The 19,036-nt window shown below is 62.3% G+C and carries 18 protein-coding genes and 1 pseudogene; 12 read left to right on the top strand and 7 right to left on the bottom strand.

Annotation, left to right across the window (positions count from 1 at the left end):
* Positions 1-82: pseudogene (locus NKJ06_RS28550) on the top strand (RNA polymerase-binding protein DksA); the annotation flags it as partial.
* Positions 83-315: 233 nt separating this feature from the next.
* Here the strand turns inward: NKJ06_RS28550 and NKJ06_RS28545 are convergent.
* Positions 316-1,071, bottom strand: coding sequence for a hypothetical protein (locus tag NKJ06_RS28545; protein WP_352627875.1), 756 nt, complete (start codon positions 1,069-1,071; stop codon positions 316-318).
* A 223-nt stretch (positions 1,072-1,294) separates the two neighbouring features.
* Between NKJ06_RS28545 and cckA the strand changes: the two genes are divergently transcribed.
* Together cckA and NKJ06_RS28535 are read left to right on the top strand one after the other, a co-directional pair.
* Entirely contained in the window at positions 1,295-3,868 is a 2,574-nt protein-coding gene (gene cckA / locus NKJ06_RS28540; RefSeq protein ID WP_352627874.1) for a cell cycle histidine kinase CckA, read from the top strand.
* 84 nt (positions 3,869-3,952) lie between these two features.
* On the top strand, positions 3,953-4,663 hold the full coding sequence (locus NKJ06_RS28535) for a purine-nucleoside phosphorylase (RefSeq protein WP_352627873.1): 711 nt from the start codon (positions 3,953-3,955) through the stop codon (positions 4,661-4,663).
* Here the strand turns inward: NKJ06_RS28535 and NKJ06_RS28530 are convergent.
* On the bottom strand, positions 4,660-4,965 hold the full coding sequence (locus NKJ06_RS28530) for a ribbon-helix-helix domain-containing protein (protein WP_352627872.1): 306 nt from the start codon (positions 4,963-4,965) through the stop codon (positions 4,660-4,662). The genes NKJ06_RS28535 and NKJ06_RS28530 overlap by 4 nt on opposite strands.
* A 208-nt stretch (positions 4,966-5,173) precedes the next feature.
* On the opposite strand from NKJ06_RS28530, the gene NKJ06_RS28525 reads away from it, so the two are divergent.
* The 3 genes from NKJ06_RS28525 (at position 5,174) to NKJ06_RS28515 (ending at position 7,887) form a co-directional block, all read left to right on the top strand.
* Positions 5,174-5,569: a VOC family protein gene (locus tag NKJ06_RS28525; RefSeq protein ID WP_352627871.1), complete on the top strand. Its 396-nt coding sequence runs from the start codon at positions 5,174-5,176 to the stop codon at positions 5,567-5,569.
* 169 nt (positions 5,570-5,738) lie between these two features.
* A complete protein-coding gene (locus NKJ06_RS28520) occupies positions 5,739-6,269 on the top strand; it encodes a gluconate 2-dehydrogenase subunit 3 family protein (protein ID WP_352627870.1) in 531 nt (176 codons plus the stop codon).
* A gap of 46 nt (positions 6,270-6,315) precedes the next feature.
* On the top strand, positions 6,316-7,887 hold the full coding sequence (locus tag NKJ06_RS28515) for a GMC family oxidoreductase (RefSeq protein ID WP_352627869.1): 1,572 nt from the start codon (positions 6,316-6,318) through the stop codon (positions 7,885-7,887).
* 64 nt (positions 7,888-7,951) lie between these two features.
* Here the strand turns inward: NKJ06_RS28515 and NKJ06_RS28510 are convergent, their stop codons facing one another.
* The gene (locus tag NKJ06_RS28510) at positions 7,952-8,365 is read right to left on the bottom strand and encodes a hypothetical protein (RefSeq protein WP_352627868.1); all 414 of its coding nucleotides are present in this window, start codon (positions 8,363-8,365) and stop codon (positions 7,952-7,954) included.
* Positions 8,366-8,708: 343 nt separating this feature from the next.
* Here NKJ06_RS28510 and urtA point away from each other — a divergent pair, with 343 nt between their 5' ends.
* The 6 genes from urtA to NKJ06_RS28480 all read left to right on the top strand — a co-directional run bounded on the left by urtA (position 8,709) and on the right by NKJ06_RS28480 (position 14,946).
* Positions 8,709-9,989 carry an urea ABC transporter substrate-binding protein gene (gene urtA / locus NKJ06_RS28505; protein WP_352627939.1) on the top strand — a complete coding sequence of 427 codons (1,281 nt, stop codon included), beginning with the start codon at positions 8,709-8,711 and terminating at the stop codon, positions 9,987-9,989.
* Positions 9,990-10,135: 146 nt separating this feature from the next.
* Positions 10,136-11,752 (top strand): urea ABC transporter permease subunit UrtB, encoded by a 1,617-nt coding sequence (gene urtB, locus NKJ06_RS28500; RefSeq protein ID WP_352627867.1) that lies wholly within the window; start codon positions 10,136-10,138, stop codon positions 11,750-11,752.
* Entirely contained in the window at positions 11,749-12,981 is a 1,233-nt protein-coding gene (gene urtC / locus NKJ06_RS28495) for an urea ABC transporter permease subunit UrtC (protein ID WP_352627866.1), read from the top strand. Before urtB ends, urtC begins: the two co-directional genes overlap by 4 nt.
* Positions 12,982-12,987: 6 nt before the next feature.
* Entirely contained in the window at positions 12,988-13,734 is a 747-nt protein-coding gene (gene urtD, locus NKJ06_RS28490; protein WP_127263655.1) for an urea ABC transporter ATP-binding protein UrtD, read from the top strand.
* A 69-nt stretch (positions 13,735-13,803) separates the two neighbouring features.
* Positions 13,804-14,499 carry an urea ABC transporter ATP-binding subunit UrtE gene (gene urtE / locus NKJ06_RS28485; RefSeq protein WP_352627865.1) on the top strand — a complete coding sequence of 232 codons (696 nt, stop codon included), beginning with the start codon at positions 13,804-13,806 and terminating at the stop codon, positions 14,497-14,499.
* A 270-nt stretch (positions 14,500-14,769) separates the two neighbouring features.
* Positions 14,770-14,946, top strand: a complete 177-nt coding sequence (locus NKJ06_RS28480; RefSeq protein WP_023759335.1) for a hypothetical protein — start codon at positions 14,770-14,772, stop codon at positions 14,944-14,946.
* A gap of 50 nt (positions 14,947-14,996) precedes the next feature.
* Here the strand turns inward: NKJ06_RS28480 and NKJ06_RS28475 are convergent, their stop codons facing one another.
* The 4 genes from NKJ06_RS28475 to NKJ06_RS28455 all read right to left on the bottom strand — a co-directional run.
* Positions 14,997-16,148, bottom strand: coding sequence for a sensor domain-containing diguanylate cyclase (locus NKJ06_RS28475; protein WP_352627864.1), 1,152 nt, complete (start codon positions 16,146-16,148; stop codon positions 14,997-14,999).
* A 534-nt stretch (positions 16,149-16,682) separates the two neighbouring features.
* Positions 16,683-17,486, bottom strand: coding sequence for a DUF72 domain-containing protein (locus NKJ06_RS28465; protein ID WP_352627863.1), 804 nt, complete (start codon positions 17,484-17,486; stop codon positions 16,683-16,685).
* A gap of 42 nt (positions 17,487-17,528) precedes the next feature.
* Positions 17,529-17,999, bottom strand: coding sequence for a GNAT family N-acetyltransferase (locus tag NKJ06_RS28460; RefSeq protein ID WP_352627862.1), 471 nt, complete (start codon positions 17,997-17,999; stop codon positions 17,529-17,531).
* A gap of 35 nt (positions 18,000-18,034) precedes the next feature.
* Positions 18,035-19,036: ATP-binding cassette domain-containing protein (locus tag NKJ06_RS28455; protein WP_352811435.1), on the bottom strand; the 1,002-nt coding region annotated here is incomplete at its 5' end.

The following is a 19,036-nucleotide window of genomic DNA, read 5'->3' as shown; positions in this document are numbered from 1 at the left end:
CGATGCACGTCCGATCGCGACGTTGTCGATCGAAGCGCAGGAACGGCACGAGCGCCGCGAAAAAGTCTACCGCGACGACTGAGGGTCAAGGCCGGCGGCGCGACCAGCCGTCATGGGCGACGATGATCTTGAAATGGCCGGGTTTTCCGGCCATTTTTATTGGCGCGGCAGACACCTTCCAAGGCGTACGAAATCCACAAACGCTTGACACATGGGCTCTGAAGTATGGGCCCTTGAAGAATGGGCCTTCCAAAAGTGTGGTTCGGCAGCCCAACCGGTTACGATTTTCGCGTGGGATAGCTATTCAGCGGCCGCTCATCGCTTCTGGCTGGAGAGTTCGCCGAGAAGCTTGGTCATTTCATCGTCGAGCGACTGTGGCGTCTTTGCCGCCGGTTTGCCCGCCGGGCTGCCGGAGCGGGGCTGGTCAAGCGACACTTCGAGTTCCCTCATCAGCGTGTCGTCGATGCTGTCCTGCGCTGCTGACGGCGGCGGCGCATGCCTGACCGTGTTGGCATTGGCGGAGCCATAGGCGGGCAGCGGCGTAACATTGGTCGGTTGGTAGCTTTGCGTTGCCGGTCTTGGCGCCGGTGCCGGTGCCGGCGCCGGTGCTGTTTGGCGCGGGCGGGCGGGCGGTGCGGTGTTCACCGGCTGCGGGGCGGGTGCCTGTCTCGCCGGCGGTGGAGCGGGTTGCGGCGGACGCGGCCTTGCCGCCGGGGCCGCGGTGGCTGGGACCGGCTGCAAGCCGCCGTCTCCGGTCAATGCCGGACGGCGTAGCGCCGAAAGACGGATATCGCGCTCGACGACGACGTCGGTCGGGCCGCCGATCAAAAGCAGGTGCTCGATGTCGTCGCGGCGCACCAGCACCAGCCGGCGATGGCTGTCGACGGCGGTCGCATCCATGACAGCCAGCCGCGTCTTGCGGTTCCGGCCACCGGCAACGAAGGTTCCGAACGTCAGATTGCGCACCAGCTTGATGATGACGAGAACGATGACCAGCAAGACAAGTGCTGCAAACGTCCACAACAGTGCTGCGGCATAACCAGGGCCCGCCACGCTATCCAGCCATTGCATTGGTTTCCCCTGATTGCCCTTGGAAGAAACGTGACACTAGACCGTTGCGGCGGGCCACCGCAAGTTACGTTTCACGCTGGTGAACAGCTTGAAAAACTCCAAAGGCCGGAAGACATCATTTTTATCGGACATTTGCCGCCAAGGCCTTTTCCGGACTAGGAGAATGTGATTCAACCCGCTAGGGGCGGGTGTCGGAACACCGGAATTCACGAGCAGGGGGCACATGGCCAAGGAAGCGCGCGGCGATTTCTATCCGGTACCGATCGTCGACCAGAATACGCGACCGGGCGCGGTCACCCGGCTCATCATTTTCATCGTCGTCCTGACGGGGGCGGCGATCGTCTTCGGCCTTTTCCGCGAGCGCCTCGGCGATCCTTTCCTGCTCGGCATGCTCGGTGTGCTGGCGATGATCGGCGTCGGCTTCCTGTTTGCCACGGCGATCGGCTTCGTGCAGGTCACGCCGCGCTCGACAGGCGACGAACTGTCGAAATCCTTCGTCGATTCGATGTCGCAGGGGCTTCTCGTCACGGACACCAAGGGCCGTGTCGTCTACGCCAATCGCGCCTATGCCGACATGACCGGAGCGTCGTCAGCAGCCGACTTGAAGACGGTCGAGGGGTTGCTCTCGGATGTCCCCGAAGCTTCGGTGACGATCTATCGCCTGGCGTCCGGCCTGCGCGACGGCCAGCCGGGCGACGGCGAGTTTCGGCTCGCGCAATCCATTCGGCCCGGAGCCGAGCCCGGCGCCCGCTGGTACCGGGCGCGCGCCCGCACCTTCAGCGTTCCAGGCCAGCGGCTGCCGATGCTGGCCTGGCAGCTTGCCGACATTTCGCAGGAGCGGGCCGAGCAGGAGCGGTTTTTCCTCGATTTGCAGCAAGCGATCGATCATCTCGACCACGCGCCGGCCGGCTTCTTTTCGGCCGACCAGGAGGGCCGCGTCACCTACATCAACGCCACGCTCGCCGAATGGCTGGGCATCGACCTCACCAGCTTCACGCCCGGTGCCGTCTCCTTGGCCGAGATCGTGGCCGGCGACGGCATGGCGCTGGTCCGTTCGGTCAAGGCCGACCCCGGCACGACGCGCAACGCGGTCATCGATCTCGACTTGACGACGATGACGGGCGAGGCGCTGCCGGTGCGCTTCATGCATCGCGTTTCGGCCAGCCGCGAAGGCCTCAACGGGCCGACGCGCACGATCGTGCTCAACCGCACCCAAGGCGAGGACTCCTCCGCCGATTTGCGGGCCTCGGAAGTGCGCTTCACCCGCTTTTTCAACTCGACACCGATGGCGATAGCCGGCGTCGACCATAACGGGCGCATCCTGCGCACCAATGCGCCGTTCCTGTCGCTGTTTTCATCCGTCGTCGATCGCGATGCGGTCGATCGCCGTGTGCGGCTCGATACGGTGATCCATGAACGGGACCGGCCAGCCTTCGCGGCTGCTTTCGAAAAGGCGCAGCAGCGGCAGGCCGACATCGAGCCGATCGATACGCTTTTGCCCGGCAATGACGAGCGGCACATTCGTTTCTACGTCAATGCTGTCGCCGACGGGACCGGCGGCGAGGGCGCCGAGGAGTCGGCCATCGTCTACGCCGTCGAGACGACGGAGCAGAAAGCGCTCGAAGGGCAGATGGCGCAAAGCCAGAAGATGCAGGCGGTCGGCCAGCTTGCCGGCGGCATCGCGCACGATTTCAACAATGTGCTGACCGCCATCATCATGGCGTCCGATCTTTTGTTGACCAACCACCGTCCGTCGGACCCGTCCTTCCCCGACATCATGAACATCAAGCAAAATGCCAACCGGGCGGCTTCGCTGGTGCGGCAGCTGCTGGCCTTCTCGCGCAAGCAGACATTGCGGCCGGAAGTGCTCAACCTGACCGACGTGCTCGCCGATCTCAGGATGCTGCTGGCCCGCCTGGTCGGCAACGACATCAAGCTGAAGGTCGATCATGGCCGCGACCTGTGGCCGGTCAAGGTCGATATCGGGCAGTTCGAGCAGGTGGTGGTCAACCTCGCGGTCAACGCGCGCGACGCAATGCCGGCGGGTGGCGATCTTACCGTGCGCACCCGCAATGTGACCGCCGAGGAGTGCAAGGCCTTTTCCTACCGCGAACTCACCCCGGCCGACTATGTCGTGGTCGAAGTCGAGGACACCGGCAGCGGTATCGCGCCCGACGTGCTGAAGAAGATTTTCGAGCCCTTCTTCACCACCAAGGAAGTCGGCAAGGGCACCGGCCTTGGCCTGTCGATGGTGTACGGCATCATCAAGCAGACCGGTGGCTTCATCTACTGCGATTCCGAGGTCGGCAAAGGGTCGACTTTCCGCATTTTCCTGCCGCGTCATATCGCGGAAGCGAAAAAAGCAGGTGAGCCCGGCGATGTGCCGGCAGCACCGGCGAAGGTCGCCGATGCGGCCAAGGATCTGTCGGGCTCGGCCACGGTGCTGCTCGTCGAGGACGAGGATGCCGTGCGCATGGGCGGTATGCGGGCGCTGACCTCGCGCGGCTACACCGTGCATGAGGCGTCTTCGGGCGTCGAGGCGCTGGAAGTGTTCGAAGCGCTGGGTGGCAAGGTCGACATCGTCGTTTCCGACGTGGTGATGCCGGAAATGGATGGACCGACGCTGCTTGGCGAGTTGCGCAAGCGCCAGCCGGACATCAAGTTCGTCTTCGTGTCCGGTTATGCGGAGGATGCATTCGCCAGAAACCTGCCGGCCGACGCGCATTTCGGCTTCCTGCCAAAGCCGTTTTCGCTCAAGCAACTGGCAACGATCGTCAAGGACATGCTGGAGTCTTAGAGCCTCCCTACGTTCTTCCCTTGCACTGCGTCGTGACAACGCCATGATTGCGGATGAAACGGCGGGAGGGACTGGGGGCAGTTGGTGACGCCACACAACGAAGCAGACAAGGACGACTACGCCGACACGGTGTTGTTGCCGGGTGACCCACAGCGCGCCGAGTGGATGGCTCAAACTTTCCTGGAAGCACCGCGTTGCATCAATCGCCGACGCGGCGCGCTTGGCTTTACCGGGCTGTTTCGTGGCAAACCCATCAGCATCCAGTCGACCGGCATCGGCGTCTCGTCGTTTCTGATCTATGCCCATGAATTGCTTGACCATTATGGCGCCCGGACGTTGATCCGCACCGGCACCTGCGGCAGCCTGACCGCCGAGGCAAAGCTGCGCAGCCTTGTCATCTCGCAATCGGCACAGGCGGAGAGCGCCCAGAGCGGTCAGGTTTTCGGCGTCTATGGACCCGCCGGCCCGGATCCGGCGCTTCTCGCCTGTGCGCTGGCCAAGGCGGCCGAACTTGGCATCGACCATCGTGCCGGCCTGACGGTCTGCAGCGACATCTTCTATCACCCGGAAGGCCGCGGCCGTTTTGCCGATGCGCAGGCTGCCGGAGCCCTGGCCGTCGATATGGAAACCAGCGCGCTTTATCGCATCGCCGCGCATTTCGGGGCTCGCGCGCTGTCGATGTGCGTCGTGGTCGACAACATCGAGACCGGCGAACAGACCGACTATTCCGAACGCCAGGTGCTGTTCACCGACATGAGCCGGCTGGCGTTCGCTGTCGCTGTGGAAGCGCTCTAGGCGGCTTCCCGCTTCGGCACCATCTGCTCGTCCATATCAGGCCGATGGCCGCGCAAATAGAGTGCGCAGGTGGTGCGCAGCATCGAGGCAAAGTTTGGAATGGCGCCGTTGATCTCGATGGCTTCGTCATAAAGCTTCGAGATGAATTTTGGCGTCGTCAAACCCTGGTTTTCGGCGATTTCGTCCAGCAAAGCCCAGAATGTCGCTTCAAGCTGGATGCTGGTCGAGTAGCCGTCGATGCGAATCGACCGGTTGATCTGGCGATAGCCTTCGGGATCCTGGCCCGCAAACACCCTGCACATCCGACAAACCTCCCATGATTGTTGGTCTTGGGTGGACGGGCCCGCAGCTTGATACTGCTTAACCTGTCCCCGTATGCATTCTCAGGCAAAATTGCCGGTCCGGCAATCGGACTTTCGTCCCGTTCACGGTTCCGGGCGTGGTAACCGGCTGCCACCACCTTTTGTCCGCGCCGCGCATAATCGCCTCCACACCACCGCGGAGACTGATTTGGCCAAGGCGATCCACAGCATGATCCGGGTTCTCGATGAGGCCCGATCCGTCGATTTCTACAGAAATGCCTTCGGGCTCGATGTCGCCGACAGGCTGGACTTCGGGACTTTCACGCTTGTTTACCTCAGCAATGCCGAGACAGGGTTCGAGCTCGAACTGACCGTGAACAAGGATCGGCAGGAGCCTTACGCACTCGGCGACGGCTACGGTCACCTGGCGGTCTCGGTCGCCGATCTCGACAGCGAACATGACCGTCTCGGCGCGCTCGGCCTCAACCCGAGGAAGATCGTCGAATTCAACCGCGACGGGTCGCTGATCGCCCGCTTCTTCTTCATCGAGGATCCGGACGGCTACAAGATCGAGGTTCTGCAGCGTGGAGGTCGCTTCCAATAGGAGACATAGCAACCGCACCGGCGGGTGCGGCGCCAGCAACGGCACTCTCAACCATGTCGCCCAAAAGTGCGCAGCTGTTTTGGGACAACGACATGCACAAACAAGGTGTTGAAGCCCGTCAATCGTGACGTGCTTCAAGGAGTGCAAATAGCAAGCAGGGAGGAACAAAATGGTCACGATCTATGACGCGAAGCCTGGGCTTTCACGTCGCGAGCTTCTCAAACGCGGTGGCATCGGCGCGCTGCTGGTCATCTCCGGCAGTGCGGTCATCAGCCCCGAACATGCCTGGGGGCTGGAAACATCTGCGCTCAAGCCCGAAACCATGGCGACGCTGATCCAGATGGCGCGCGACATCTATCCGCACGATCAGGTCCCCGACAAATATTACGCCGTTGCCGTGAAGGGCCATGACGAGCAGGCCGGCAAGGACGCCGCCTACAAGGCGATGATCGAAGACGGCATCGCCGACCTCGACAAGAAGTCCGGTGACGGAGGCTATCGGGGCCTCGGCTGGGAGGACCAGCGCGTCGGCGTGCTGAAGCAGATCGAGGCGACGCCGTTCTTCCAGGCCATTCGTGGCGGCCTCGTCGTCAGCCTCTACAACCAGAAAGAGGTGTGGCCGATCTTCGGCTACGAGGGCGAGTCCTATTCCAAGGGCGGCTACATCGCGCGCGGTTTCGACGACATCGAGTGGCTCTGAGCCCCGTCGTTCCCGAACCCGCAAACAGAAATCATGGGAGGAAACCATGGCAGCTTCATTTGACCTGAACAACGACGGCGTGGTCGTCATCATCGGCTCGGGCGCCGGCGGCGGCACGCTCGGCAACGAACTCGCCCAGAAAGGTGTCGACGCCGTCATCCTGGAAGCGGGTGCGCGCCACGAATACGAGGATTTCATCAACGACGAATGGGGTTCGTTCAGCCAGCTCGCCTGGACGGACAAGCGCACGACATCCGGTGACTGGCGTGTGGCCAAGGATTTTCCGAACCTGCCGGCCTGGATCGTCAAGTCGGTCGGCGGTTCGACCACGCATTGGGCCGGAGCCTCGCTGCGCATCCAGGAGCATGAGTTCAAGACGCTGTCGACCTATGGCAAACTGGAAGGCGCCAACCTGCTCGACTGGCCGATCACGCTGGCCGAGATGGAGCCCTACTATGCCAAGGCCGAAGCCAAGATGGGCGTTACCGGCACCAATGACTGGCCGAGGCTGCCGGGCAACAACAATTTCAAGGTGTTGAAGGCCGGCGCCGACAAACTCGGCTACAAGGAATGCCACACCGGCAACATGGCGATCAACTCGGTCGATCGCGACGACCGCATGTCCTGCCAGCAGACCGGCTTCTGCTTCCAGGGCTGCAAATGGGGCGCCAAATGGTCGACGCTCTACACCGAAATCCCCAAGGGCGAGGCGACAGGCCATCTTGAGGTCAGGCCGAACGCCATGGCGATCAAGATCAACCACGACGCTAGCGGAAAGGTGACGGGCGTCGTCTATGCCGACAAGGACGGCAAGCTGCAGGAACAGAAAGCCCGCGTCGTCGCGGTCGCCGGCAACTCGATCGAGAGCCCGCGGCTGCTGCTCAATTCGGCGTCGGGCAAATTCCCCGATGGTCTCGCCAACTCGTCGGGGCAGGTGGGCAAGAACTACATGCGTCACACCACCGGCTCGGTCTACGCCATCTTCGACAGACCGGTGCACATGTATCGCGGCACCACCATGGCCGGCATCATCCGCGACGAGGCACGCCACGACCCGTCGCGTGGTTTCGTCGGCGGCTACGAATTCGAGACGCTGTCGCTCGGCCTGCCGTTCATGGCCGCCTTCCTCGATCCGGGCGCCTGGGGCCGCTCGTTCACCACCGCCCTCGACCACTACGACCACATGGCCGGCCTGTGGATCGTCGGCGAGGACATGCCGCGCGCGGAGAACCGCATCACGCTGCATGCCGACGAGAAGGACGCGCACGGCATGCCGATCGCCGACGTGCATTTCGACGACCACCCGAACGACACCGCGATGCGCAACCACGCCTACAAGCAGGCCACTGCGCTCTATGCGGCGGTCGGCGCCACGCGCACCTTCCCGACGCCACCCTATCCGTCGACCCACAATCTCGGCACCAACCGGATGAGCGAAAAAGCGGAAGACGGCGTCGTCAACAAGCACGGCCAGGCGCACGACATCAAGAACCTGTTCGTGTCGGATGGCAGCCAGTTCACGACCGGTGCGGCGGAAAACCCGACCCTGACGATCGTGTCGCTGGCAATCCGCCAGGCGGATTACATCGCCGCGCAGATGTCAGCCAAGACGATCTAGTCACATCCTCCCGACGGCCTGCTGGCGCGGATCCCACAAGGTTCCGCGCCTTTTTCTTGCCGTCTCATTGTTTGGTGCAGGTCGAGGCGGTGAAAGCGCCGTCGGGCTGCTTCATGATGATGTCGAAGGAGGGTGGGGCCTGGCCGTCCAGCGTTGCCTGGGTCAGCGACAGCGAGTTGCCACCGGCGGTATAGCCGCCCAAAGGCCCCAGCCAGGAGATCACGCCGTTTGCATCCATTTGATAGTTGTACCCCTGCTGCGCGGTCCCGAAGACGCCGAGGCCGGTGTAGAATGGGCCGCTGTAGACGTTCCCCTTGATGGTGATGTCGCCGAGGTTGAGGAACATGCCAAGCAGATACACTTCGCAGTGATAGGTGCCGTCGGGCATCTTGCCGTCGCTGAAGTCGGCTCGGGCCGCCCCGGTTGCTGCCGCCAGAAGCAATATGCCGAAAAAAATGCGTGAAATGCCTGAAACCATGACGTCGCTCGTTTGAGAAGCGAGATTGCCCTATTTTTGCGTCGCGCCGCAACATCGGTCGTCGGTGATCCGCCTGCGAAGACCAAAATCTAGGCACTTGGTAAAATTGGGCGAAAATTAGGCAATCACCCCGCGCACTGCGCAAATTTCTCTCAATCAATTTTTAACCGGCTTTCTTTGTTTTTATAAGCCTAATATTTCAACACACTGATAAGGCTGGATTATTCGTCTCCCCTTGGCGTCGCCAAAGCGATTGGCATGGGGGTTGCATTGTAGTGTCGCGGTGCAATCAACCAGCTTGGGAGTCTGTCATATGAGGGGTAATTTCTCGACAATAACAAAGATGTTTTCGGCGAGCGTGGTTGCCGCCGGCCTGTTGATCTCCGCGCCCGCCAAGGCGGCCGACGACACCATCAAGGTCGGCATTCTCCATTCGCTGTCGGGGACAATGGCGATTTCGGAGACGACGCTGAAGGACGCGATGCTGATGCTCATCGACGAGCAGAACGCCAAGGGCGGCCTGCTCGGCAAGAAACTCGAGGCGGTCGTCGTCGATCCTGCTTCCAACTGGCCACTGTTCGCCGAAAAGGCACGCGAGCTGATTTCGAAGGACAAGGTCGCGGCGGTGTTCGGCTGCTGGACCTCGGTGTCGCGCAAATCGGTGCTGCCGGTGTTTTCCGAACTCGACAACATCCTGTTCTACCCCGTCCAGTATGAGGGCGAGGAGAGCGAGCGCAACGTGTTCTACACCGGTGCGGCGCCGAACCAGCAAGCCATCCCGGCCGTCGACTACCTGATGAGCGAGGACGGCGGTTCGGTGAAACGCTGGGTGCTGGAAGGCACGGACTACGTCTATCCGCGCACCACCAACAAGATCCTCGAAGCCTACCTGAAGGCCAAGGGTGTCGCGCCGGAAGACATCTTGGTCAACTACACGCCGTTCGGCTTCTCCGATTGGCAGACCGAAGTGTCGGCCATCAAGAAGTTCGGTTCGGCTGGCAAGAAGACCGCCGTCGTCTCGACCGTTAACGGCGACGCCAACGTGCCGTTCTACAAGGAACTCGGCAACCAGGGCATCAAGGCCGAGGACATCCCGGTCATGGCCTTCTCGGTCGGCGAAGAAGAGCTTGCCGGTCTCGACACCGCGCCGCTGGTCGGCCATCTCGCCGCCTGGAACTACTTCGAAAGCATCGACACGCCTGAGAACAAGAAGTTCATCGCCGACTGGCACAAGTTCATCAAGAACGACAAGCGCACCACCAACGACCCGATGGAAGCCCATTACATCGGCTTCAACATGTGGGTGAAGGCGGTCGAGAAGGCCGGCACCACCGATCCGGACAAGGTCATCGACGCCATGATCGGGGTTTCGGTGCCGAACCTGACTGGCGGCTATTCGACGATGATGCCGAACCACCACATCACCAAGCCGGTGCTGATCGGTGAAATCCAGGCCGATGGCCAGTTCGAGACAGTGTCGCGCACGCCGGGCCTCGTGATGGGCGACGAATGGTCCGACTACCTGCCTGACTCCAAGGACCTGATCTCCGATTGGCGCGCGCCTCTGTCGTGCGGCAACTTCAACGTTGCCACCGGCAAGTGCGGCGGCAAGGGAACGAACTGATCCTCCCAGGTCTGACCTGGTCTGGACCACCAGGTCCATGACCTCGGTCTGGACCACCGGGTCCATGACCTAAGACCGCGCGCGTCCGGACGGTTTCCTCCGCCGTCCGGACGCCCAATTCAACCTTCAAGGATCGCCTCAAGCCGATGAACCCATTCCCTGCGATTGGCCTGACATTGCTGTTCCTGCTGGCGACGCTGTCGTCATTGGGCGCTGGCGAAGCCGATCTGCGTGGCATCATCGCCAAATTCGCGACGGCCAAGGGTTTTTCGGAGACCGGAGCCGTCGTCCACGAACTGGCGGGCACCGGCGACCCGGCAGTCGAACGGCCACTTGCGGCGCTCGCCGACGGCAACCTCTATGTCCGCAAGGCCGATTCCCTGGTGTTTACCGGCAAGGAAGCGGGCGAGAGCGTCCAGCTTTTCGACCCGTTGAGCGGCGAGGCATCGGGCGAGGCGGCCAAGGACGACATCACCAAGATCAAGGTCAACAACACGCTGCGCCGCGCCATCCGCGATGCGCTGGGCACGCTGACGCTTGGCGCCAAGGACCCGACTGTCCGCATTGCCGCCGCCGACACCATGTTCAAGACACCCGACGCCGCAAACATCGAGCCGCTCGACACCGCGATCGCCATTGAGACCGTGGCCAGCGTCAAGGCTCTTCTCGAACAGGCTCGTGCCGCCTCCGTGCTGGTCTCCGATCGGCCGGATACCGATAAGCTCGCTGCCATCTCGCTGATCGGCGCGCGGGGCGACCGTGATGCGGTCTCGCTGCTGACCTCGGTCGAGGCGAACTCCTCGGATGCGGTCAAGCAAGCGGCCACGGGCGCGATCGCCACCATCAATTCGACCCTGGCCGTCTGGGATGCCGGCCAGAACATCTGGTACGGCATTTCGCTGGGCTCGGTGCTGCTGCTGGCGGCGATCGGGCTTGCCATAACCTTCGGCGTCATGGGCGTCATCAACATGGCGCATGGCGAGATGGTCATGCTCGGCGCCTACACGACCTTCGTCGTCCAGCAAGTGGTCCGTACGTCTTTTCCGGACTTGTTCGACTGGTCACTGGTCATTGCACTGCCGCTCGCCTTCCTCGTCTCGGCTCTGGTTGGTCTGATCATCGAGCGCGGCGTCATCCGCTTCCTCTACGGGCGGCCGCTGGAAACATTGCTGGCGACATGGGGCGTTTCGCTGATCCTGCAGCAGGCCGTGCGCTCGATTTTCGGGCCGACCAACCAGGAGGTCGGCAATCCCTCCTGGATGTCGGGCTCGTTCAATGTCGGCCAGCTTGCGATCACCTGGAACCGGCTGTGGATCCTGGTTTTCGCGCTCACCGTGTTCGCCGTGCTGCTTTACGTGATGAAGCGCACGCCCTGGGGCTTGCAGATGCGCGCCGTCACCGCCAACCGGCGCATGGCCGCCTCGATGGGCATCAGGACGCCTTGGGTCGACGCGCTGACTTTTGCCTTGGGGTCAGGCATTGCCGGCATCGCCGGTGTGGCGCTCAGCCAGATCGACAACGTCTCGCCCAATCTCGGACGCGGCTACATCATCGACAGCTTCATGGTCGTCGTCTTCGGCGGCGTCGGCAATCTGTGGGGTACGCTGGTCGGTGCCTTCTCGCTCGGCATCGTCAACAAGTTCCTTGAGCCCTATGCCGGCGCCGTGCTCGGCAAGATCGTGGTGCTGGTCCTCATCATCCTGTTCATCCAGAAGCGCCCGCGCGGCCTGTTCGCGCTCAAGGGCAGGGCGGTGGAAGCATGATCACCGGACGCTTCTTCGCCGCCGGCGCGGACCGCCGAATCGCCATCACGGTTCTCATCCTGCTGGCGGTGGCTATCATCGTGCCGCTGCTTAATCTGGCGGTCACGCCGACGAGCGCGTTCTACATCCCGTCCTATATCGTGGCGCTGACCGGCAAATATCTCTGCTACGCGCTGCTCGCCTTGGCGCTCGACCTTGTCTGGGGCTATTGCGGCATCCTTTCGCTCGGCCACGGCGCTTTCTTCGCGCTCGGCGGCTATGCGATGGGCATGTATCTGATGCGCCAGATCGGCTCGCGCGGCGTCTACGGCAATCCCATCCTGCCTGATTTCATGGTGTTCCTGAACTACAAGGAATTGCCGTGGTTCTGGTATGGCTTCGACCATTTCTGGTTTGCCGGCCTCATGGTGCTCGCGGTGCCCGGCGTGCTCGCTTTCGTCTTCGGCTGGTTTGCCTTCCGCAGCCGTGTCACCGGCGTCTATCTCTCCATCATCACCCAGGCGATGACGTACGCGCTGCTGCTTGCCCTTTTCCGCAACGACATGGGTTTCGGCGGCAACAACGGCCTGACCGATTTCAAGGACATTTTGGGCTTCAACGTGCAAGCCGACGCGACGCGTTCGGCGCTGTTCGCGGCCAGCGCGGTGATGCTCGCACTCGCCGTTTTCGTCACCTGGGCAATCGTCGGTTCCAAATACGGCAAGTTGCTGATGGCGGTGCGCGACGCCGAGAGCCGCACGCGCTTCCTCGGCTGGCGGGCGGAGAACGTAAAATTGTTCGCCTTCACCATCTCGGCAGTCATGGCCGGTATAGCCGGCGCGCTCTACGTGCCGCAGGTCGGCATCATCAATCCGGGTGAGTTCGAGCCGGCCAATTCGATCGAAGTCGTCGTGTGGGCCGCCGTTGGCGGTCGCGGCACCATTGTCGGACCGATCATCGGTGCGCTGCTGGTCAATGCCGGCAAATCCTGGTTCACCGGCGTGCTGCCGGAATTCTGGCTGTTTGCATTGGGTGGGCTGTTCGTCGCCGTCACGCTTTTGCTGCCCAAGGGCTTCATCGGCATGTGGGATTCCTGGCGTGGCAACGCCAAGGCGCTGCGGGCAGCCTCGATTGCCGAGGAAGCCGGCACCGATGTCGACGTTCCGCCGCCGACGAAAATCGTTCGCAGCGAGGCGAGAACGCCCGGCGACTGGTCCGCGACCAGCCCCGAACCGCAGCCGGCGGAGTGAGCGACCATGTCGAAGTCGAACACGATCCTCTATCTCGACGGCGTCTCGGTCTCCTTCGATGGCTTTCGTGCCATCAACAATTTGTCGCTGGTGCTCGACAAGGGCGAGATGCGCGCCATCATCGGTCCCAACGGCGCCGGCAAGACGACGATGATGGACATTGTCACCGGCAAGACGCGGCCCGACGAGGGCGAGGTTTTCTTCGACGGCCAGGTGGATCTCACCAAGCATGACGAAGCTGAGATCGCCATGATGGGCATCGGCCGCAAATTCCAGAAGCCGACCGTCTTCGAAAGCCACACGATCGAGGAAAACCTGATGCTGGCGCTGAAGGGGCCGCGCTCGATCTTCCCGGCACTGTTTCATCGCCGCTCGGCCGCCGAGACGCGGCAGATCGACGACATTCTCGGCATCATCCGGCTTGGCGACAAGCGTAACGAACTGGCGGCAAATCTGAGCCATGGACAAAAGCAGTGGCTCGAGATCGGCATGCTGCTTGCGCAGGATCCGAAGCTGCTTCTGGTCGACGAGCCGGTCGCCGGCATGACCGATGCCGAGACCGAGGAAACCGCGCGGCTGCTGAAGGATATTGCGCGTGACCATTCGGTCATCGTCGTCGAGCACGACATGCATTTCGTGCGCGAACTCGGCGTCAAGGTAACCTGCCTGCACGAGGGCTCGGTGCTGTCGGAAGGCACACTCGATTTCGTTTCGGCCGACGAGCGCGTCGTCGAAGTTTATCTGGGGAGATGAGCATGGTGTGGCGGGTTCAATTCCATCATTTCGATCTGTCCCTCCTCAGGTTCTGGAGAAGGCGCTGACATGCTCGAAATTTCCAATGCCACGCTGCACTACGGCGCCGCCCAGGCGCTGCGCGGCGTGTCGATGAAGGCCGGCGCCGGCAAGATTACTTGCGTGCTCGGCCGCAACGGCGTCGGCAAGACCAGTTTGATGAGATCGATCGTCGGCCACCACCGGCTGACGAGCGGAAGCGTTGCCTTCGAGGGGAAGGCGCTCGACCGGAGCGCGGCGTATGACCGCGCCCGGTCGGGCATCGCATTCGTGCCGCAGGGCAGGGAGATCTTTCCGCTGCTCACTGTACGGGAAAATCTCGAATCGGGCTTCGCGCCGCTGAAGCGGGCCGACCGCAACATTCCGGCGCATGTCTTCGAATTGTTCCCGGTGCTGAAGCAGATGCTCGGCCGCCGTGGCGGAGACCTTTCCGGCGGCCAGCAGCAGCAGCTCGCTATTGGCAGGGCCCTGGTGATGCGGCCGAAGCTGCTGGTGCTCGACGAGCCGACGGAAGGCATCCAGCCGTCGATCATCAAGGATATCGGCCGTGCGATCCGCTATTTGCGCGACCAGGCCGGCATCGCCGTGCTTCTGGTCGAACAATATCTCGATTTCTGCCGCGAGCTTGCCGACGAGGTCAACATCATGGACCGGGGCCTGATCGTCCATACCGGCCCGGCGGAAGATTTAGACCGTGCTGATGTACGCAAGTTCCTGACGGTGTAGAATCGACGCTGGACTTCAGTTGACGATCCGAAGTCCTTGGCAAGTCCAATATTTCTCCGATCCAGCCATCTGCGTCACTGGTGCACCATAGACTGCGTGCTAGTCTTTCGCAGGGCTTTTGTGAGTCGGCCGCTTCCGTATCAGTCTGGTTCATCGCAGATCGAGGGCGCGGCTAGCACCGGGCAAGTTTCACGCAAGCAAGGCTTCCTAGCTTCCCTCCTGCGATCTTTGTCGTTCAACGCGTTTGGGCACTCAGGCCAAGGGACAGCCATGGAACGTTATGTCGAGGACTACCAGAAGCGGCGGCTTACCGAGCGCGTCGACATCATCACCGCCATCAACATCTTGAAGTCCCAAGGCTACGGCCACGACGACCTGATCGAGGAAATCACCAAGGTCTTCTATGTCGACCTGGATGCCTTCAATGAAATCGTCATGGCGGCATAAGAGCCGCGTTCGCCCGTCCCGATCGTAGCTATGGCATCGATGCGCGTGGACTAACCCGCGCGCCGGAATGCCGAGGCGGTGACGCGGTTGCGGCCGCCGCGCTTGGCGACGTAGAGCGCCTTGTCGGCGGCGCTGAGCACCTTGTCGAAGCTGAGGCCCTCTTTGGTGCCGAAGGCAAAACCGGCACTGACCGTGCATATCAGCGAGCCGGTCTCGGTTTCGATGCGACGCGCGGCGAAAGCTGCCCGTATGGCTTCTGCGGTGGCTTCCACCGTTTCGGGCAAGGTCCGCTTCAGCACAAGCGCGAATTCCTCGCCGCCCATGCGCGCGGCGACGTCGGCCGGGCGAAGGTTGCCGGCGAGGTCCCTGGCGAACACCCTCAGCACTTCATCGCCGGCGGCATGGCCGAATTCGTCGTTGATGGCCTTGAAGCCGTCGAGGTCGAACACCACCACGGCCGTGAAGGCGCCGACCGGCGCATTGCCATGCAGGTCGAACAGGGCACGGCGATTGAGAAGGCCGGTCAGCGGATCAGTCAGCGCGTTGCGGCGATGATGCCTGGCCAGGCGCCCCTGATTGAGAGCCAGGGAAAGCGCTCCGATGCCGGTCATGCTGGCGATGACGATGATGAGGCTGAGTTCCTCGGCCCAGTTGCTGGGCGCATGCCCAAGGATCAGCTTTCCATCCCACGCAAGAACCATGGCGCACAGAACGAAGGACGTGGCCGTGGCCGAATAGAGTGTGGTGATGCCGATCGTCAGGGCAGGGGCTTCGTCGCGGCCTTTCCAGTATTCGAACGCCGTTGCGAACAGAAGCAATGCGGCCAAGGCGTTTTCGAGCATGAAGCCCAGCCCGTCATAGCCAAGAGCCATAGGAGGCAACGTCACGGCCAGCGAAATGGCGCCGCCAAGCACCGTTCGCGGCATTGGCGACCCGCCGGTTCTGAACTGATAGGCAGCGCCCAGCATGGTCGAGAAGCCAAGCAGGAGCAGGGCAAGGGTCGTGATGCCGAGCAGGCGCCCAGGCATGTCGATATAGGCGTCATAGGCAAAAATGTCGCCGACCACGAACATCAGGCTGACCGCCCATGTCAGCAGGAATTTCTCCGAGCGAGCGGTCAGCCACATGCCGAACAATGTCAGGCTCAGGCAGGCGGCGGAAAACCCGACAGCCAACAGAAGTGAAGTGTAGTCGAGCGACATGCCCCTCGTCCTTGCCCTCGGCGGCCCAGATCGGCGACTTGGCCAAGCTGGATTCATGCAGCAAGGAGGTATCGATAAGGTTACGACCGTGGCGAAGATGCCATGATTCCGCTGCGTCAGAAGAGCGCCGACAACAACAGCAGGGCTAGGCCGACCCCCATCATCAACAGGCCTGGCCAATTCTGCGACAAGCCGAGGAAACTGAGCCCCCGCCGGCGTGGCTCGAGCGTCGGGCCTGGTGTTGCGAGGTTTGGCATCGGGCGATCCGGAACTACAGGCGCAGGATCGCTAAGCCGCCCGCGCCAGAGGACGGCGCCTGCCATGTACACAACGCCGGCGACAGTAAGCAATGCACCGAAGAGGATGACAGCCATTTGTCCTTGCCCTTCTTCAAGCTCCTGCATCGATGCAGGAGCTTGCGGGATCGGTGGCCAGGCGTTCGCGATGTCGCACGCATCGCCGCCTGCCAGGATAGAACGATCAAGGCGTCGTGCAGGTTCCAACAACAAGGTAAGGTGCCGGGTAGAGGCCGCTTTAATTCACTCGCTTCATCAGCGCCATGGCGCCGAACGGCGCGCGCACCTTGCCTTCGGTGATGAAGTAGACGAACACGTCGCGCGGCTGGACCGGTGCATCGGTAGCGGGGTCGGCACGCCGCAGGTCGGCCGGCTGCTTGCCCTCCGCCCAGACCTTTGCTCGCGCCGCCCATTCATCAAGGGCCTTTGGCGTGTAGCAATCGGGATTGTCGTCGCTGCCGGTCTGCAGCCGTGCATAGACGAAATCACCGGTAACGTCGGCGATGTCGGGGTATTTGGCATGGTCGGCATAGACGATCGCGACCTTGTATTTGCGCACCAGCGCTACGAATTCCGGCACGACAAAACTGTCGTTGCGCACCTCGACCGCGTGGCGCAACGCGACGGCGTCCTGCTTTTCCGGGAGCAGTTTCAAAAAAGCTTCGAAATCGTCCGGATCGAACTTTTTCGTCGGCGCGAACTGCCACAGGATCGGCCCGAGCTTTTCGCCGAGCGCGGTCACGCCCGAGCCGAGGAAGCGCATCATCGATTCGCCGGCCTCGCCGAGCACGCGCCGGTTGGTGACGAAGCGGTTGCCTTTCAACGCATAGACGAAACCGTCCGGCGCCTCGCTTGCCCATTTGACGAAGGTCGGCTCCTTGAAGCTGGAATAATAGGTGCCGTTGACCTCGATGCTCGGCACCTGCCGAGTGGCGTAGTTCAGCTGCTTGGCCTTGGAAAGCTTGTCGGGATAGAAGGACGTATCCCACGGCTCGAACGTCCAGCCGCCCATGCCGGCGCGGATTGTTCCCGATGTGCTCATTGTCATCCTCCCAATTCAAAAGCCTGGCTGAATTCAGAAAAGTCAGCTCGTCGTGGTTCCGTCGACCGGTTTTGCCATGTCGACGAGCACCCAGCCTGGCCGATAGGGATTGGGCCGGCGACCCGTTTCTCGATAGCCGTAAGCGAAATAAAGCGCGATGTTCCGCTCCATCCTGGCGTTGGTGTAGAGCCGCACCTCGGGCAGGCGCCACAAGCGCGTCTGCTCATCCGCGTGTTTCAGCAGGGCGATGCCGAACCCTTTGCCTTGAAATCCTGGTGCGACGGCGACGGAGAAGATCATCGCGTGATCGTCATGCCGCTCCAGCGTGATCGCTCCGGCCAGTTCGTCGTCGCTGTCCAGAAGCCAGACCTCGCCACGCGCGATGCGCGGCGCATAGTCCTCGGTGACCGGGATCGGCTGTGCGCCGAACAGGGCGGTGTAAGGCGCGTAGGCGGTTTCGGTCAGCGTGACGATTGTCTGGAGATCACCAGCCCGCGCCCTTCTGATTGTCATTCAAAAGCTCTCCCAGGCGCTAACCGGTCCGATCATCACTCCGCCGCTTCGCGCTTGCCTCCGGGGCGCCGCTCCAGCAGCTCCTTGAGGAACTGACCGGTGTAGCTGCGCTTCTCGCGCACGATTGCTTCCGGTGTGCCCGACGCCACTAACTCGCCGCCGCCGTCGCCGCCTTCGGGGCCGAGGTCGAGCACCCAGTCGGCGGTCTTGATCACTTCGAGATTGTGCTCGATGACCACCACCGTGTTGCCCTGGTCGACAAGTTCATGCAGCACTTCCAACAGTTTGGCGACGTCGTGGAAATGCAGGCCGGTGGTCGGCTCGTCCAGGATGTAAAGTGTCTTGCCGGTCGCCTTGCGCGACAGTTCCTTGGCGAGCTTGATGCGCTGCGCTTCGCCACCCGACAGCGTCGTCGCCTGCTGGCCGATATGGATGTAGCCGAGGCCGACCTGCTTCAGCGTATCGAGCTTGTCGCGCACGCCGGGCACCGCGGCGAAGAAATCGACGCCTTCCTCGACGGTCATGTCGAGCACGTCGGCGATCGACTTGCCCTTGAACAGGACATCGAGCGTCTCTCTGTTGTAGCGCTTGCCGTGGCAGACATCGCAGGTGACGTAGACGTCGGGGAGGAAATGCATCTCGATCTTGATGACGCCGTCGCCCTGGCAGGCTTCGCAGCGGCCGCCCTTGACGTTGAACGAGAAGCGGCCGGGCTGATAGCCACGCGCCTTGGCCTCGGGCAGGCCGGCGAACCAGTCGCGGATCGGCGTGAAGGCGCCGGTATAGGTGGCGGGATTGCTGCGCGGGGTTCGTCCGATGGGCGACTGATCGATATCGATGACTTTGTCGAGGAATTCGAGACCCTCGATGCGGTCATGATCGGCCGGGTGCTCGCGCGAGCCCATGATGCGGCGCGAGGCGGCCTTGAACAGGGTCTCGATCAGGAAGGTCGACTTGCCGCCGCCCGACACGCCGGTGACGGCGGTGAAGGTGCCGAGCGGGATTTCGGCGGTGACGTTCTTCAGGTTGTTGCCGCG

The organism is Mesorhizobium sp. M0293 (assembly GCF_040321735.1).
Classification (GTDB): domain Bacteria; phylum Pseudomonadota; class Alphaproteobacteria; order Rhizobiales; family Rhizobiaceae; genus Mesorhizobium.
The sequence above is the reverse complement of the archived record's forward strand: the minus strand, read 5'-3'. Positions and strand labels throughout refer to the sequence as shown.

Excerpts from the sequence above, each read along its gene's own strand:
- NKJ06_RS28545 (WP_352627875.1), bottom strand. The coding sequence starts at position 1,071 with ATGCAATGGCTGGATAGCGTGGCGGGCCCTGGTTATGCCGCAGCACTG.
- cckA (WP_352627874.1), top strand. The coding sequence starts at position 1,295 with ATGGCCAAGGAAGCGCGCGGCGATTTCTATCCGGTACCGATCGTCGAC.
- NKJ06_RS28530 (WP_352627872.1), bottom strand. The coding sequence starts at position 4,965 with ATGTGCAGGGTGTTTGCGGGCCAGGATCCCGAAGGCTATCGCCAGATC.
- NKJ06_RS28520 (WP_352627870.1), top strand. The coding sequence starts at position 5,739 with ATGGTCACGATCTATGACGCGAAGCCTGGGCTTTCACGTCGCGAGCTT.
- NKJ06_RS28515 (WP_352627869.1), top strand. The coding sequence starts at position 6,316 with ATGGCAGCTTCATTTGACCTGAACAACGACGGCGTGGTCGTCATCATC.
- NKJ06_RS28510 (WP_352627868.1), bottom strand. The coding sequence starts at position 8,365 with ATGGTTTCAGGCATTTCACGCATTTTTTTCGGCATATTGCTTCTGGCG.
- urtA (WP_352627939.1), top strand. The coding sequence starts at position 8,709 with ATGTTTTCGGCGAGCGTGGTTGCCGCCGGCCTGTTGATCTCCGCGCCC.
- urtB (WP_352627867.1), top strand. The coding sequence starts at position 10,136 with ATGAACCCATTCCCTGCGATTGGCCTGACATTGCTGTTCCTGCTGGCG.
- urtC (WP_352627866.1), top strand. The coding sequence starts at position 11,749 with ATGATCACCGGACGCTTCTTCGCCGCCGGCGCGGACCGCCGAATCGCC.
- urtD (WP_127263655.1), top strand. The coding sequence starts at position 12,988 with ATGTCGAAGTCGAACACGATCCTCTATCTCGACGGCGTCTCGGTCTCC.
- urtE (WP_352627865.1), top strand. The coding sequence starts at position 13,804 with ATGCTCGAAATTTCCAATGCCACGCTGCACTACGGCGCCGCCCAGGCG.
- NKJ06_RS28480 (WP_023759335.1), top strand. The coding sequence starts at position 14,770 with ATGGAACGTTATGTCGAGGACTACCAGAAGCGGCGGCTTACCGAGCGC.
- NKJ06_RS28475 (WP_352627864.1), bottom strand. The coding sequence starts at position 16,148 with ATGTCGCTCGACTACACTTCACTTCTGTTGGCTGTCGGGTTTTCCGCC.
- NKJ06_RS28465 (WP_352627863.1), bottom strand. The coding sequence starts at position 17,486 with ATGAGCACATCGGGAACAATCCGCGCCGGCATGGGCGGCTGGACGTTC.
- NKJ06_RS28460 (WP_352627862.1), bottom strand. The coding sequence starts at position 17,999 with ATGACAATCAGAAGGGCGCGGGCTGGTGATCTCCAGACAATCGTCACG.